This is a genomic window from Clostridium tertium, assembly GCF_902652255.1.
Classification (GTDB): Bacteria; Bacillota; Clostridia; order Clostridiales; family Clostridiaceae; genus Clostridium; species Clostridium tertium_A.
Genome location: NZ_CACRTO010000042.1, coordinates 25,002 through 41,234, shown reverse-complemented (window position 1 = coordinate 41,234; position 16,233 = coordinate 25,002). Strand labels below are relative to the sequence as shown.

Annotated in this window: 14 protein-coding genes; 4 read left to right on the top strand and 10 right to left on the bottom strand. The window is 29.4% G+C overall.

Translation table 11 applies throughout. From position 1 onward, the window contains the following. Positions 1-94: 94 nt before the first annotated feature. The 5 genes from GPX08_RS13370 to GPX08_RS13350 all read right to left on the bottom strand — a co-directional run bounded on the left by GPX08_RS13370 (position 95) and on the right by GPX08_RS13350 (position 4,360). On the bottom strand, positions 95-379 hold the full coding sequence (locus GPX08_RS13370) for a hypothetical protein (RefSeq protein WP_156627301.1): 285 nt from the start codon (positions 377-379) through the stop codon (positions 95-97). Positions 380-387: 8 nt separating this feature from the next. Next, a complete protein-coding gene (locus tag GPX08_RS13365; protein ID WP_156627300.1) occupies positions 388-1,173 on the bottom strand; it encodes an SDR family NAD(P)-dependent oxidoreductase in 786 nt (261 codons plus the stop codon). Between the two features lie 267 nt (positions 1,174-1,440). Then, a complete protein-coding gene (locus tag GPX08_RS13360) occupies positions 1,441-2,835 on the bottom strand; it encodes an NCS2 family permease (protein ID WP_156627299.1) in 1,395 nt (464 codons plus the stop codon). A 344-nt stretch (positions 2,836-3,179) separates the two neighbouring features. Further along, the gene (locus GPX08_RS13355) at positions 3,180-3,872 is read right to left on the bottom strand and encodes a SanA protein (RefSeq protein WP_156627298.1); all 693 of its coding nucleotides are present in this window, start codon (positions 3,870-3,872) and stop codon (positions 3,180-3,182) included. A gap of 17 nt (positions 3,873-3,889) precedes the next feature. Continuing rightward, entirely contained in the window at positions 3,890-4,360 is a 471-nt protein-coding gene (locus tag GPX08_RS13350) for a GNAT family N-acetyltransferase (RefSeq protein WP_156627297.1), read from the bottom strand. Positions 4,361-4,719: 359 nt separating this feature from the next. Here GPX08_RS13350 and GPX08_RS13345 point away from each other — a divergent pair, with 359 nt between their 5' ends. Genes GPX08_RS13345 through GPX08_RS13335 form a run of 3 tightly spaced genes read left to right on the top strand, consistent with a single transcriptional unit; the run spans position 4,720 to position 7,698 of the window. Next, positions 4,720-5,466 carry an ATP-binding cassette domain-containing protein gene (locus GPX08_RS13345; RefSeq protein WP_156627296.1) on the top strand — a complete coding sequence of 249 codons (747 nt, stop codon included), beginning with the start codon at positions 4,720-4,722 and terminating at the stop codon, positions 5,464-5,466. A gap of 13 nt (positions 5,467-5,479) precedes the next feature. Then, on the top strand, positions 5,480-6,598 hold the full coding sequence (locus GPX08_RS13340; protein WP_156627295.1) for an ABC transporter permease: 1,119 nt from the start codon (positions 5,480-5,482) through the stop codon (positions 6,596-6,598). After that, entirely contained in the window at positions 6,595-7,698 is a 1,104-nt protein-coding gene (locus GPX08_RS13335; protein WP_156627294.1) for an ABC transporter permease, read from the top strand. Before GPX08_RS13340 ends, GPX08_RS13335 begins: the two co-directional genes overlap by 4 nt. Positions 7,699-7,835: 137 nt before the next feature. Here the strand turns inward: GPX08_RS13335 and GPX08_RS13330 are convergent, their stop codons facing one another. The 3 genes from GPX08_RS13330 to GPX08_RS13320 all read right to left on the bottom strand — a co-directional run bounded on the left by GPX08_RS13330 (position 7,836) and on the right by GPX08_RS13320 (position 11,059). Next, a complete protein-coding gene (locus GPX08_RS13330; protein WP_156627395.1) occupies positions 7,836-9,080 on the bottom strand; it encodes a glutamate-5-semialdehyde dehydrogenase in 1,245 nt (414 codons plus the stop codon). A gap of 16 nt (positions 9,081-9,096) precedes the next feature. Next, positions 9,097-9,906 carry a glutamate 5-kinase gene (proB, locus tag GPX08_RS13325; protein ID WP_156627293.1) on the bottom strand — a complete coding sequence of 270 codons (810 nt, stop codon included), beginning with the start codon at positions 9,904-9,906 and terminating at the stop codon, positions 9,097-9,099. Between the two features lie 85 nt (positions 9,907-9,991). Next, a complete protein-coding gene (locus GPX08_RS13320; RefSeq protein WP_156627292.1) occupies positions 9,992-11,059 on the bottom strand; it encodes an AI-2E family transporter in 1,068 nt (355 codons plus the stop codon). 187 nt (positions 11,060-11,246) lie between these two features. Between GPX08_RS13320 and GPX08_RS13315 the strand changes: the two genes are divergently transcribed. Beyond that, on the top strand, positions 11,247-12,608 hold the full coding sequence (locus GPX08_RS13315; protein ID WP_156627291.1) for a YjiH family protein: 1,362 nt from the start codon (positions 11,247-11,249) through the stop codon (positions 12,606-12,608). Positions 12,609-12,645: 37 nt separating this feature from the next. Here the strand turns inward: GPX08_RS13315 and GPX08_RS13310 are convergent, their stop codons facing one another. Both GPX08_RS13310 and GPX08_RS13305 read right to left on the bottom strand, forming a co-directional pair. After that, complete coding sequence (locus GPX08_RS13310; protein ID WP_156627290.1) at positions 12,646-14,394, bottom strand: S8 family serine peptidase; 1,749 nt, start codon at positions 14,392-14,394, stop codon at positions 12,646-12,648. Continuing rightward, positions 14,381-16,195, bottom strand: coding sequence for a S8 family serine peptidase (locus GPX08_RS13305; RefSeq protein ID WP_156627289.1), 1,815 nt, complete (start codon positions 16,193-16,195; stop codon positions 14,381-14,383). Before GPX08_RS13305 ends, GPX08_RS13310 begins: the two co-directional genes overlap by 14 nt. Positions 16,196-16,233: the final 38 nt, after the last annotated feature.

The window sequence follows — 16,233 nt, the reverse complement described above, 5'->3', positions numbered from 1 at the left end:
TAAAAGTTAAGAGTTATGGATATAATTCACTGGCGTGATGTTATTATAAAAACTAAAGGGATTCAGCTCTAAGCTGAATCCCTTCATTCATTCTTCATTCTTCATTCTTCATTTCACAAAGTTTTTTATCAAACTTTCTTATATCAGGCCATGTATGATAGTTAGCTCCTTCTTTAGAATGATATTCTATAAAATCATCTATACTAATTTCATAAGTATTAAATCCATCTAATTCTATTTCTATAATTTCACTTCCTAATATATCAACCCTCGTTACTTCTCCTGTAGGTATAGATTCACTTCCATAGTAAAAAATAACTCCATTTTCTATTAGAGTCTCATATATATCTAAAACTGCCCTTGTTAATTCTTCATTCATATTTTTACCTACTCCTTGTTCATCATTAATATAATTTTTCTAGATAAACTCCTAGGTATAAGTTTATTCAATAATATTATTACTTTGTTTTTAAACCCTGGAATTATTATTAGCTTTCCCTTATTAAAATCTTTATAAGCAATTTTAGCAACTTCCTTAGCTGTCATTAATGCCTTTTTAGCTGCTTCATTTTTCTTAATACCTGATTTTTCTTGAAAGCTAGTTTTTACAGGTCCAGGACATAGGCAACTTACTTTAATTCCGCTGCCCTTTAGCTCTTCATGTAACGCCTCAGTAAAATTAAGTACGTAAGCTTTAGATGCATAATATGTAGCCATTTTTGGCCCTGCACAAAAAGCTGCTGTAGAAGCTACATTCATTATAGCTCCCTCACCATGGTCTATCATAGTAGGTAAAAACATTTTTGTTATTTCAGTTAATGCCCTAATATTTAAATCAATTAGTTTTAGTTCCTTCTCGATTTCTATTTCATTTAAATAACCAAAGGAACCCATACCTGCATTATTTATTAAAATATCCACAGACAGATTATTTTTATTCACAAATTCTAATAGTTTTTCACAAGAGTTATCCTCAGCTAAGTCTAAAGCGATAGTATATATTATAATGTCATAAAAACTTAACTCTTCCTTTACCACTTTTAGCTTTTCATCATCTCTTGCAACCAATATTAAATTAACTTTATCTTTAGCGTATAACTTTGCTATTTCATATCCTATACCAGTAGTAGCTCCTGTAATTAATGCAAAACTCCTACCATACGGCTTACCCATAAATATCCTCCATAAAAATGTAATAACTTTAAATTTTAATATATCACAAATGAACTTTCTCTCATAGTACCTAATTAACAATTAAATTAAAATGGATAATTTCTAAAGTAACTTTTCCAAATAGCTAAAAATATTTTTATCATTATAAAAAACTTTTATTTAAGAATAAATATATGATAACAAAAAAGTGTAGATATAATATTCTACTAAATACTATATCCACACTCTATAAATTTTAGGTAATTAATTCTTATAATATAGAACTAGCTATTTTATTCCGTTAATTATAAAGTTCAGTAGGAACAATGCACTTACTATATACATTATTGGATGAACTTCCTTAGCTTCCTTTTTAACTATTTTCGCTATACAGTAAGTAACAAACCCAGCTGCAACACCATTTGAAATACTACCAGTAAAAGGCATAAATGTTACTACGAAGAATGCTGGCATTGCTACTTCGAATGTGCCCCAATCAATGTTCTTGAATGATTCCATCATTAAAATACCAACAACTATTAAAGCCGGAGCTGTTGCCGCTGCTGGTACCATCCCCATAATAGGTGCAATAAATAATGAAAGTAAGAATAATACTGCAACAGTTACTGAAGTTAAACCAGTTCTTCCACCTTGTCCAATACCTGCTGCACTTTCAACATATGTAGTAGTGTTACTTGTACCAAATAATGCTCCAATTGAAGTTGCAGTTGCATCTGCAAATAAAGCTCTTTCTAATTTTGAAGAGAAATTGTTTCCTTCTTCAAATAACTTTTCATCCTTATCATCAAATATACCTGCTTTTCTACCTGTTCCAAGGAAAGTACCTATAGTATCAAATGTATCAGATAAAGAGAACGCGAATATTGTTGTAAACACTAAGAATATCTTTCCTGGATCACTAAACAATCCTGCAAAATCTAATTTAAAGAATGTTGGTGCTATACTTGGAATACCAAAATTAATTTGTGAAAAGTCTGGTACTTGAGTTACTCCCATAAAAATCCCTATAACCGTAGTTGAAAGAATACCTAATAAAATTGCTGCTTTAAATTTAAGAAGCATTAATATTATAGTTATTACAAGACCTATTAAAGCTAATAATGCTACTTTATCTTTAAAATCAGTCATTGCTAAGTTTACGCTGTTAAATATAGTTGACTCTCCTGCTGAAGCAATTTTACCAGATTCATCACCAGTGAAAGTTATGAAGTGAGCTTGCTTAATTCCTATAAAAGCAATAAATAATCCTATACCACCTGAAATTGCATATTGAAGTGAATGTGGAATTGCTTGTATTATCATTTTTCTTATTTTAGTAGTTGTGATGATTATATTAATAATTCCGCAAATAAATACCATGGCTAAGGCTTGTTGCCAAGTAAAGCCAAGGCCTAAAACTACTGTGAATGTAAAAAATGCATTTAATCCCATTCCAGGTGCTTGAGCAAAAGGTACATTAGCTACTAATCCCATAACTAAAGTTCCTATTACAGCTGCAATAATTGTAGCCACAAATACTGAGTCTTTATCCATTCCAGCTGCCGCTAAAATAGATGGGTTTACGAATAAAATATATGACATTGTTAGGAACGTAGTTAATCCTGCCATTAATTCAGTTTTTACATTAGTTCCATTTTCCTTAAGTTTAAAAAACTTTTCCATAAAAATTACCCCTCTTGATAAAAAAATCGAATATTATATAAACATACTATCATTTCATTCGTGTTAAATCAATATAATATTTGCACTTTTTTCACTATTTATTATTTTTATCCATTAATACAATTGTTTACAAGTCTATTTTTCTAGTTATTTCAATTTTATTTTAAAAATACGAATATTAACACTTTATTAACAGGTAGAATATCTGTGTTTTATGAAGGTTAAATTATTCTGTAAAATAAAAAATGCTTGAATATTTAATTATTAATTAATATTCAAGCAAAAATGAAGATGTATTAGAACTTACTCTTCATAATAAATATGCATACTCTGTTTATTTCTCTTTATTTTTTATCATCTTCTGTTAATCTTCCATCAGACGTACTTACCGGTATCGATTCTCCTAAGAATTTAGGTTCTGGTTTTATTATATTTACATAAACAAAATCTTTTAGCTTAGCTAGCATTTCCCTTTTTCTATAATTATCCATTAATTGATAAGCTCTTTTATCAGACTTAACTCCATAAGCATCTATACCTAACTTTCTTGCTATATACAAAGCTCTTGGCAGGTGATACTCATTAGTTACTATTACCGCACTTTTTACTTTAAATATTTCTTTTGCTCTATACATAGTATCATAAGTGCTAAATCCAGCATGATCCATAAATATAATACTTTCATCTATATTACTATCAAGTATATAGTCTTTCATTGCACCAACTTCATTATAATCCTCTCTGCCATGATCACCACTTAATATAAATGAATCAGCAACACCTTCATTATAAACTTCTAATGATGTCTCAAGCCTATCTGCTAATATATCAGAAGGAGATCCATCACTTCTAACTCCTGCCCCTAAAACTATTATAGTGTCATTCCCCTTAGGTATATCCTCTATATTGTAAATATACTTTTTATAACTACTTACTCTTGAAATGGCTAAGCTAACAACAATTAAGCTTACTATAAATAAAGATACTAATACACCCATAGTTCTCTTTCTCCATTTCTTAAATTTTTTAATTCTCATAAAATTCTCCTAAAATACTATATTCCAAGCTTCATTTTTATGTGAGGTATTCCCGCCTCATCGTACTCATCTGATACTTCCCTAAAACCTACTTCTTTATATAAATTCTTTATATAGCTTTGAGCAGATAAGGTAATTTTATCTGTATTAAATTCTTTTTTTATTTCTTCTATAGCTCTAATCATCATTTCTTTTGCCAGTCCTCTGTTTCTATATTCTCTTGATACAAGAACTCTTCCTATAGAAGCTTCATCATAAGAAAGTCCTGCCGGTAATAATCTACAATACCCTGCTATGACTTCATTTTTAAAATCTTTATCTACTATAAATAAATGAATACATTCTCTATCTTTATCGTCAAAATCATTTTCACAAGTTATTTCTTGCTCACAAGCAAAAACTTCATACCTAGCCTTAGCTATTTCGTAAAATTCATTTATGTTAAGTTCATCAAAATACTTACTTCTAAATTCATATTTTTCTTCCATTTTAATCTCCTTTGTTATCACAAATTTTCATATATTACAATTATAATGTTATTACGTGATATTTTCCATTAACTTACCTTATTATATTATTACAATTATTATACAAAACAATTAATTTTTTATTACCTCATTCATTTTTCTAAATTAATGTAGGTTATTATTTGATGCATATCTATTCTTTAAGAAAGAAAGACTATATAGAAGATATATTAATCAAATAATTCTATTTCCCCTATTTTAAGCCTTTTTAAATATTGTACCAATTTATACATAGTATTATTATAAAGATAAAGTTAAATGAACACAGTTCGTAAAGTGCAACCTTTAAATGAACACCGTTCTAAAAAAGGAGTGAGATTATGATTATATCAATCAAAAACTTAGAAAAAAGCTATAAAGATTTTAAAGCAGTCAATATAAATGAATTACACATTAAAGAAGGTGAAATCTTTGGATTCTTAGGTCCAAATGGAGCTGGTAAAACAACTACTATCAGTATTTTAAGTGGACTTTATTCTAAGTATTCAGGTGAAGTTAAAATATTTGATAAGAATATTAAAGACGATCCTATGTTTATTAAGAAAAATCTAGGTGTTGTTCCTCAAGATTTAGCCTTAATAGATGATTTAACAGCAGAAGAAAATGTTAAATTTTTTGGTGAGTTATACGGATTAAGAGGAAAAAAATTAAAAGATGCTGTTAACGAAACTTTAGAATTTGTTGGATTATTGGATAGAAAAAAAGATTTTCCGCCTAAATTTTCAGGTGGAATGAAGAGAAGATTAAATATAGCTTGTGCTATTGTCCATAAACCTAAATTAATAATTTTCGATGAACCAACAGTAGGTATTGACCCACAATCAAGAAATAACATTTTAGAAACTATAAAGAGATTAAACGAACAAGGCTCAACTATAATTTACACCTCACACTATATGGAAGAAGTTGATGCAATTTGTTCTGATATATGTATAGTAGATCACGGTGAAATAATTGCAAAAGGTACTAACGATGAACTTAAGGCTTTAGTTAAGCATGAGGATGGAAGTACAGCTTCTCTAGAAGAAGTATTCCTTAAACTTACTGGTAGAAGCCTTAGGGACTAAGGAGGTATCACTTATGAAAATTTTAACTATAGTAAAATACAGACTACTACAATCAATAAGAGATGTCCAAAGCCTTATAACAATGCTATTAATACCAATATTTTTAATATTAATTCTAGGAAATGCTCTTAAAAATAATGAAGATTTTACTGCAAGAACTGTTGATAAAGTAAATTTATTATATGTAGATAATGATTCAACTAAAGGTGCTGAGTCTTTTGAAAGCTTTATAACACTAGATGAGCTTAGTGATATAATCCAAGTTGAAAAGATAAATGATGTAGAAGAAGGAAAGGCTTTAGTAGAAAATAGAAAATACGACGCCTTAATTGTATATGATGAGAATATTACAGGTAACCTTGAATTGATTGGTTCTGAATATAATCAGCTTGGAGTTTCAATAGTCAAGGGAATAGTGGAAACATACACTTCTTCTGCAAATGCGATGGAAGCATTAGCTAAGATTCAATCAAAAAATTTCACTATAGATCAAAATAATAACTTCCAAGATGAAGCAGTTTCAATATCAGGCAAGAAACCTTCAGCTATTGATTATTATGCAATAACAATGCTTGTAATGATAATAATGTACGGATCAATTTATGCTAACTTTGCTATAGATAAATCTTATTACGGTACAGTTAGTACTAGATTTAGAGCTACCCCATTAAAGCTTGGTGAGATATTCATTGGAGAAGCAGTTGGTGTAGTTATTACAATCATGGTTCAAGTTCTAATATTATTACTGATTTCAAATCTGGCCTTTGGTGTAAACTTTGGAAGTAGTCTTCCAACCATTTTATTATCAGCCTTCTCATTATCAGTATTATCTACAATGTTAGGTATATTTGTTGTAATGGTAACAAAGAAGGGATTAATAGGCCTTGCTCTTTTAAATGTTATAGTTCCTATTTTTACATTCTTAAGCGGAGGGTTCATTAAAGTAAACTTTAGTGGTGTCGTTGGATTCCTAGCTAAATTGACCCCTAACTATCTAGCTTCAAATGCTATGTTTAAGTCAATTTATGGAGGCGCTACTAGTGAAGTTATCTTAAGTATAGTAGGCCTTTGGATTATATCTGCTCTATTATTCATAGGTGCAAATATAATAGGAAGGAGTGAGAGAATATGACAATATTTAAAGCAACATTAAAAAGATTATTTAGACAAAAAATAAATCTTTTATTTTTAATAGTACTACCATTAATCTTTATGGTAATCGCCTTTTCTGGCTCAAATGGTACAGCTCCTTTAAAGGTTACTATTATAGATAATGATAAGACAGCTGTCACAGAAAATATAATTAACAATATTAAAGATAAGGCCGAGGTTAACTTCGATGCTGAAGACACTATTCAAGATAATTTAATTAATAATGAAATAGATTATGCAATAGTTATTCCTAATGGATATACTGATTCTTTAATCAATGGGGAGGACCCTATATTAAAGACTTTCGAAGCAAAGGAAGGAAATACTTCTACTGCTATAAAAGCTTCATTAAATAATTATATTAATATACTAAAGACCTTTGCTAAAAATTCTAATGGTGATGAGCAAAAGTTCTACGATGCAGTTAAATATTACTCAGATGGATCCTATAAATTATCCTACACAAGTGTAGATAAAGGAGAAGGAAATAAATCAAAGACAGATACTGCTATGGCATTTATAGTACTTAACCTATTATTTTCAGCCACATCAGCAACTAGTATTATGTTAAAAGATCGAGAAAAGAACGTATTTACAAGATTATTTACTACTCCAATGACTAGGTTTAAATATGTATTCCAAAGCTTACTTTCATTCTTAGTAATAACATTTGCACAAATTACTTTATACTTCTTAGTATTTAGATATGTATTTAAATTTAATTTAGGAGATTCTCCATTGAGTCTTTATATATTATTTCTGATATTTGGTATATTTACAATTTCTCTTGGAGTATTTATTACTACACATGCAAAAGACTTAAGGGTATCTGGAACAATAAGTACTCTAGTAATATTACCTTTTGCAATGCTCGGTGGATGCTTCTGGCCAAGAGAGGTTATGCCAACAGTATTACAAAACATTTCCAAAGTGATACCAACAACTTGGATAAATTCTTCTAATAGCAATGTCCTTTATGGTGCAACTTTAGGAAATGAAATGACTACTATAGTCTTACTCTTAGGAATTTCATTAATATTATTAGGACTATCATCTTACAAATTGAAAAATAAAGCTTAGTAAAATGTTACAATAAAAGGAGCTATTACCAAGTAGCTCCTTTAAAAATATAATTATTTACTTTTAAAACTCCTTAGGGAGTTTTTTCATTAATTTTACATTCTTCATTCTTAATTTTACATTGTGCGAAGCACCTTCTATCTTATTTGTCCATTTCCATAAATAATATATTTAATAGTTGTAAGTTCTTTTAATCCCATTGGGCCTCTAGCATGTAACTTTTGAGTACTTATACCTATTTCTGCTCCAAATCCAAATTCTCCGCCATCTGTAAATCTAGTAGATGCATTTACATATACTGCTGCTGCATTAACTTTATTTAAGAATTTTTGAGAGTTCTTATAGCTTTCAGTTACTATTGCTTCTGAATGTCCTGATCCATACTTATTAATATGAGTTATGGCATCATCAAGGCTTTTTACTATCTTAGCTCCTATAATATAGTCTAAATACTCCTTGCTCCAATCTTCTTCAGTTGCAGCTGTTACATCATTAATTATTGATTGAACCTTTTCGTCACCTATAATTTCAACATCATGTTCTCTTAAAGCCTTTACTACAAGTGGTAAAAAGTCATCTGCTATTTTTTCATTGATAAGCATCTTTTCTGCTGCATTACACACTGCTGGTCTTGAAGTTTTTGCATTTACTATTATATTCTTTGCCATTTCAAAATCACAAACTTCATCTACATAAATATGGCAGTTACCAACTCCAGTTTCAATAACAGGAACAGTAGCATTCTTAACTACAGCTTGTATTAATCCTGCTCCCCCTCTTGGAATTAGAACATCTATATATTCATTAAGCTTCATCATCTTAGTTGCGGTTTCCCTACTAGTATCTTCAACTAATTGAATTGAATTTTCTGGTAGACCTGCTTCCTTAACTGCTTTAGCTAATATATTTACTATTGCTTTGTTAGAATTTATAGCTTCACTTCCACCTCTTAATATAACAGCATTTCCTGTCTTTAAACATAATCCAGCAGCATCGCAAGTTACATTTGGTCTAGCTTCATATATTATTCCAATAACACCCATAGCAACTCTTTGCTTTCCTATTTGAAGACCATTAGGTCTTTTCCACATTTCAATAACTTCCCCTACTGGATCATCTAAAGCTATTAATTCTCTAAGCCCATTTGCCATGCCTTCTATTCTTTCTTCATTTAAAGCCAGTCTATCTAGCATAGCCTTAGAAGTTCCCTTTTCAATTGCTACGTCTAAATCCTTCTTATTTTCATTAATTATTTCTTCCTTATTATTTAATAAGGCCTTTGCCATAAGCTCTAAGGCATTATTCTTTTCTGTAGTAGATGCTATTCCTAGGTCATAAGATGCTTCCTTTGCATCCATTCCTAAAGTATTTAAATCTTTAATCATAATTAGCCCCTCCTTATTTATTAGAAACAAATAGAGTTCCTATTTCTTCGCCCTCTAATATTCTTAGAACTATCTTTGGATCTTCTCCATTAGCTAATACCATATCAACACCAGATTCAGTTGCAGTTCTAGCCGCTGTTAACTTAGTTATCATACCACCAGTTCCTAAGTTACTTCCTGCTCCTCCACAACACTCTTCTAATTCAGTTGTTATTTCTGTTATCTCTCTTATTAGCATTGAATCTGGATTCTTTCTTGGATCAGAATCATAAAATCCATCTATATCTGATAAAATAATTAATAAATCAGCATTTACAAGCTTAGCTACTATAGCTGATAAGTTATCATTATCACCAAACTTAACTATATTTTCAATTTCATCTATAGAAACTGTATCATTTTCATTAACAATAGGTATTATACTATTTTCAATTAGTGTTTCAAAAGTATTGCATACATTCTCTCTTATATGATCATCCTCTACAACATCCCTAGTTAATAAAACTTGTCCTACAGTATGGCTGTACTCTCCAAAAAATTTACTATATATATGCATTAGCTCACATTGCCCAACTGATGCAACTGCTTGTTTTTCTCTTACTGTCTTCGGCTTTTCTTTAAGCTTTAACTTAGACACACCAACTCCGATAGCTCCTGATGTAACTAATATTACCTCTTTACCAGAATTCATTACATCTGATAAAATCCTAGTTAGCTTTTCTATTCTAGTCAAATTAATGCTTCCATTGTCATAAGTTAAAGTCGAAGTTCCTACCTTTACTACTATCCTCTTTGCTTCTTTTAATTTTTCACGCATTTTCATTCCTACTAATCCCCCGAATTCGTTTCTTTGTTTAATTATAAATATTTTTGAATATTTTTTCCACATAAAATATACTTAAAATAATCTATTCCTTAAATTCTTTTATCTTTTTATCTAGTTCTCTATTAAAGTGCTTATAAAAAACCTTAGTTAATGAATAAAACGGTACTATAACAAAAGCTCCAATAGGTCCAATTAAAGTAGCCGCTCCTACAACTAGAAAAATATCAGTAATAGGATGGATTTTCATTGTTTTACCCATTATTATAGGAACAATTATTCTTCCCTTAAGTATTTGAGCAATTAATACTAATATAGATAATTTTAAAATCATATTCCAACCTAATGCTATAGATATTATATATGGTAGTACTAATGATATAAAAAATCCTATGAATGGTATAAAAGCTAATATAAATGTTACGGATGCTAGAATCAATGGATTCATCATACCTATTATTTTATATCCTATGAACATCATAATTGATAATGATAATGCTACCTTTGCTTGACCAACTATATAAGATGATAAAACCTCATCACCTTCCTCGATTATCTTACATGCCTTATCTTTATATTTCCTAGGAAATAATTTTTCTAAGGAATCTTTTATCCTTTCCTCATCTTTAAGTAAATAAAAGACTATTAAAATTACTAATAATATGTCAGAAAATAGTTGTATTCCTTTATCAAATAGTTTTCTAATGTTAGTAGCAAGCAAGGTTATATAATTTTGAATATCCCCTAAAAACTTCTCGTAATAATTAATGTTGAAAACACTTTCTCTGACCATACTTTGAATATTATCAATACCACCTCTAGATTCAATTATATTTAAAAGTAAAGACTTAATATTTATAAATTGTTCTATGAAATAATCAGCAAAATATTTAATTACACCTGATGCTATAAAGAAAAATATAAATATTGTTAGAGTTGCTGCCGCTCCTCTCTTCATCTTCTTCTTTAAAAATATATTATTTAAAGGTTTAAGTATATAAAATAAAAATACTCCAAATATTATTGGTATAATCACAACAGAAAAAATTACTTCTATAAAACTTTTTATTATAGAAATTTTACTTAATAATATTATTAATATAACAAATAAATTAAAAATAACTAAATATGTAATGATATTCTTCTTACTCATATTAAATTCTCCTTTTAAGTTAATCAATGAATATAGTTTATCCTCATTGCAAGAAAATATTAACACAATAATTTTGCATAAATTTTAGTTATTTTTGTATAAAAACCTATTGATTTTTAAGTTAAATTTGTATTAAAATTAACTTCTATGTATAAATATTAATAAATTGAATATAAAGGAGACCGAAATGAAAGAATTAACAAAGGATAAATTTTCTCTTAAGGCAACACTTACTTTTGTTATCCCATCTTTAATAGGAATATTACTATTTATGGTTCCTATTAAATTTAATGAAGAAATTACTATACCAGTAGCTTTAATGTCAAAGTTTTTGGCTAACTCTTTAGGAGGCTACTTAACAGCTATCATTACTTTTATAATTTGTATATCTGCGATATTCAGTATAATAGCTAAAATATTTAAGCCAAGTTTTATTATGAAGAATGAGTTTTTAAATACTCTATTTAATGTAAGTACAATTTGGTTTATTGCTAGAATTTTAGGAGCAGTATTTTGTGTTCTAGTATTGTTCAATTTTGGTCCTGAAATGATAATAAATTCTGCAACAGGAACTTTTGTATTAAATGATTTACTTACTATTTTATTTACTATTTTCTTTTTTGCTGGTTTATTATTACCATTACTACTTAACTTTGGGTTATTAGAATTCTTTGGTGCAATTCTTACTAAAGTTATGAGACCTGTATTTACTTTACCTGGACGTTCATCCATAGATTGTATTACTTCTTGGCTTGGTGATGGAACTTTAGGAATAATATTAACTAATAAACAATATGAAGAAGGATTTTACTCCAAAAGAGAAGCTGCTGTAATAAGTACAACCTTCTCAGCTGTCTCAATAACATTTAGTCTAATAGTTATAGATACTGTTGGTTTATCTAACTTATTTATTCCATTTTATTTAACAGTAACACTTTCAGGAATAATTGCTGCTATTATTCTTCCAAGAATATATCCTTTACGCAAAATTCCTAATACTTATTACAACAATAAAGAAAAAAGAGATGATGAAACTATTCCTGATGGATATAATGCTTTTTCTTGGGGATACAAAAAGGCCTTAGATAAAGCTGGAAGTAATCCTGGAATTAAAGCTTTCTTAGTGGATGGATTTAAAAATGTTTTAGACATGTGGCTTGGAGTTCTACCTGTAGTTATGGCACTTGCTACTATCGCATTAATAATAGCTGAATATACTTCTGTGTTCCAAATCTTAGGTTTACCATTTATTCCTTATTTAAACCTACTTCAAGTTCCAGAAGCTGTAGCAGCATCACAAACCTTAGTAGTTGGTTTTGCAGATATGTTACTTCCTTCAGTTTTAGCTGCTAACTCTATAACTAGTGATATGACTAAATTTATAGTTGCTTGTACTTCGGTTTCTCAATTAATATATATGTCTGAAGTTGGTGGAGTCCTACTTGGATCAAAAATCCCTGTATCTCTAAAGCAATTATTAATAATATTTGTGGAAAGAACTATAATTACATTGCCTGTAATAGTTCTTGTTGCAAACTTTATATTTTAAAAAAACCTGGACCAAATGGGTCCAGGTTTTACTTTTATTAAGACATATTTTCAAATATCTTATAAAAATCAATTATTCCATATCCAAGTTGTGGATTAGGATATATATCTCCTGATCTCTTATATACTCCTCTTGTTAAGAATGTCTTTATGGTTTGGGAATACATATAAGGATAATTTTTATTTACTATACCCCATTCAAATAATAATACACATGCTCCTGCTCCAACTGCTGCTGCTAAGCTTGTTCCACTAACAGTTACTATTGTATTATTGGGACCAACAGTTATAGTATTATATCCACCAGCTGCAAAATCTATAGCATTGTTTCTTTCATCTCTGAATGCAACCCCTGAATAAGATAGCAAATTATTATTATTCTGATTATATGCAGCTACAGTGATAGCATATCTAGAATCCCCTGGTATAGTTACAGTTCCATATTGAGTGCTAGATATAAATCTTGTTCCTGGTAACGTTAGTGCTCTTTGAGCTAACCAGGCATTATACTCCGCCATTCTTCCTAGCTTTAGCCTAACATTTATATTCCAAATCCCAGGTTTAATATCATAAAAATATAATCTTATTAATTGATCTCCTGAATATTCTTCTGGTAAGGCATAGTATATACTTATTTTTGTTTGTTCAAATACAAAAGAGTATTTTTTTCTTATATCTAGTATTGCTGGTATATAACCTGTATCTAATCCCGATGGAGATACAACATTTACTTCTATAATATCTGGTACTCCCATCCATATCTCCATATATAGTATTGCTTGATTTTTCTCTACTATCATTTCAATAGTGGAATAATCACCTATATTCTTTATTATTCCAGATGTATGAAGGTCTTCAGCTCCCTCATTACCTGTCCCCGTAACAATTACTATTCCTAGATTAAATGATACTGATGCAATATAATTATCAAGTATATGAGATCCCTTATGATTTCCTGAATTACTTCCTAATGGTAATAATATTACCATAGGTTTTCCTGATTCTACATGATATCTCCTTAAATACTCAATCGCCAAAAATATAGACGCTATATTATATATAGGCTCTTTTATTCCCAACCTTTTTTTTAAAAATTTTGCTTCTAATAACTTTACAGAGACAAATTCACATTCAGGAGCTACTCCTTTTAAAGCTGGATTTTTCCCTGTTCCTCCTATTATACCTGCCATATTAGTTCCATGACCTATTTCATCCTTACTTGGAACTATTGAATATGGATCCCTTCCATTGTCTCTAGCTCTTATAGCTTCATCTATTTGTTCCTTGTTATAAATATTCCCCAAAATTAAGTTATCATTTACTTTGTTTAATCCTAGGTTCTGATCTAATATACTATCAATTCTCGTATTTCCATTAGAATCTTTAAATTCATTACTTAAATAATCTATTCCTGTATCTATTATACCTACAACAACTCCCTTACCTGTTAAGTTTAATGCTAGCTCTGTTTGTAACATGCCCACATTTGATGCCTGTATTGCGGAAACTTGCTGTAATGTATAAATATCAGGAGGTACTACGTAAATTACTTCGAAATTATTCCCCTTAAAATAGCTATTAATCAATGATATAACTTCTAATGTATCCTCAAAATCATTAATCATATCTGACCTTATGAATAAAACTGCATATTCCTCATTAATTTTAAATAGAAATATATCTAATTTATCTACTATTTCACTTTTTATCTCTCCTGTGTATTCAATTAAATAACTAGAGTAATTATCAGTATTAAAATTCTCATAAACACTATTAATACTTTCCACCCTTCCCCCCCAAATCACTATTAATCATTTCTTTAGATACCCTTACAAACAAACCTCCTATTATATATTCTAAATAATTACTATCTCCTCTGTAATTTCCACCTAATATTCTAAATACATCTTGCAGGTTTAATTTCCCATATCCTAAGTTTTCATTAGGATATTCATAAATATCTTCTCTAGATGCCGAATAGATTAATAAGCTCCTTAATCTTATAGAATATAAGGCTGAATCATTTCCATCAACTATTCCCCACTGTAAAAGTAATGCACATGCTCCTGCAACTATTGCTGTTGCAGCAGAGCTACCACTTACTTTCGATATATTATCATTACCTGCGGATACTGTTAAAATATTAATACCCTCAGTTGCAATATCAGGATTAATAAGATAATTTGTGTTAAATCCCTTTCCTGATGAAGCAACTATAGATTTAGTAGAACCATCATAATAGGCTACTGTTATAACATTCCCTGCTGTTGAAGGAATAGTTAATGTATTATAAGGATTAGGATTTAAAAATTTTGTACCTTCTGGTAAAAGTCTTTTATCTATTAGCCAGATATCATACCTTCCATTAGTAACATATTCTCCCCTTAATACTATTCTCCAAACTCCTCTTTTTATATCTTTAAAATCCAATACAAACAATTGATGCCCAGTAAAACTTTCAGGATCATAGCATCTTATTTCAACCCCTGTATTAAGTAAATAATCTAAAGATTGTATATTAGGCATAATAAAACCAGATTCTTCTCCTGTAGGGGCTATTATATTTAAAGACATCTTATTTGGCCTATTAATCCAAACCTGTAATGAGAATACTTTCATTTCTTTTGTTATAAGAAGTTCTGATTCCCCTACTTCACCTGCAATTCTTATAAAATTAGTAGAATGTCCTTCTGAATCACCTGAATTTCCAGTGCCAGCTACAAAAACTATATCCCTCAATCTTGATATAGATGTAATAAATCTACTTGTTATATTATATCCGTCATGGGACCCATTTTGACTCCCAACACCTAAGTATATAACTATTGGTCTTCTTAACTCATAAGCTGATTTCCTTAAATATTCTATTGCAGCTAATACCTCTGAATTATTATAAACTGGTACTTCAGGTAAATTATTTTCTCTTAATATTTTTTTATAATTAAGGGATGTTAGTAATTTTACTACTAAAAAATCACAACCATTTGCAACTCCTTCAATATTAGGATTATATCCTCTTGCCCCTATAATTCCTGCCATATTTGTTCCATGGCCAATCTCATCTTTGCTTGGAACTATTTTATAAGGATCTTCTCCACTTTTGCTAGCCTGAATAGCCCTATTTAAATCTTCATTTTTATATTCAGTTCCAATATAAAATCCTTCTACTTTATTTGTTTGTATAGATTGATCCCAAATTTTAATTATTCTCGATGTTCCATCTTCTCTTATAAACTCTTTATTTAAATAATCTATTCCAGTATCAATCATACCAACAATTACTCCCCTGCCAGTTAAATTTAGGTAATTGTTTGTTTTTACACTTGCTATTGCATCAACATTGGTTGGTGCTATATCTTGTAATACATATATGCTTCTAGCTTCTATAAAAACTATAGATGGCACGTCTTTCCTTAACCTATCTATATCTTTTTCATTAACTGATATTATTGCTAGATTATCATTAATTATATCTCCACAAGCATAATTTACCTTACTTATCTCTTCTTTAAAGCTCCCTCTATATTCAACTACATATCCAGGAGAATCTTCATCAAGGTAGTTTTTACAAACATTATTAATTTCCATACAAATCCTTCACCATTATTTGCTATTACAATATATTC

Coding starts and splice junctions, on each gene's coding strand:
- GPX08_RS13315 (WP_156627291.1), top strand. CDS start 11,247: ATGAAAGAATTAACAAAGGATAAATTTTCTCTTAAGGCAACACTTACT.
- GPX08_RS13355 (WP_156627298.1), bottom strand. CDS start 3,872: ATGAGAATTAAAAAATTTAAGAAATGGAGAAAGAGAACTATGGGTGTA.
- GPX08_RS13370 (WP_156627301.1), bottom strand. CDS start 379: ATGAATGAAGAATTAACAAGGGCAGTTTTAGATATATATGAGACTCTA.
- GPX08_RS13360 (WP_156627299.1), bottom strand. CDS start 2,835: ATGGAAAAGTTTTTTAAACTTAAGGAAAATGGAACTAATGTAAAAACT.
- proB (WP_156627293.1), bottom strand. CDS start 9,906: ATGAAAATGCGTGAAAAATTAAAAGAAGCAAAGAGGATAGTAGTAAAG.
- GPX08_RS13335 (WP_156627294.1), top strand. CDS start 6,595: ATGACAATATTTAAAGCAACATTAAAAAGATTATTTAGACAAAAAATA.
- GPX08_RS13340 (WP_156627295.1), top strand. CDS start 5,480: ATGAAAATTTTAACTATAGTAAAATACAGACTACTACAATCAATAAGA.
- GPX08_RS13345 (WP_156627296.1), top strand. CDS start 4,720: ATGATTATATCAATCAAAAACTTAGAAAAAAGCTATAAAGATTTTAAA.
- GPX08_RS13350 (WP_156627297.1), bottom strand. CDS start 4,360: ATGGAAGAAAAATATGAATTTAGAAGTAAGTATTTTGATGAACTTAAC.
- GPX08_RS13365 (WP_156627300.1), bottom strand. CDS start 1,173: ATGGGTAAGCCGTATGGTAGGAGTTTTGCATTAATTACAGGAGCTACT.
- GPX08_RS13305 (WP_156627289.1), bottom strand. CDS start 16,195: ATGGAAATTAATAATGTTTGTAAAAACTACCTTGATGAAGATTCTCCT.
- GPX08_RS13320 (WP_156627292.1), bottom strand. CDS start 11,059: ATGAGTAAGAAGAATATCATTACATATTTAGTTATTTTTAATTTATTT.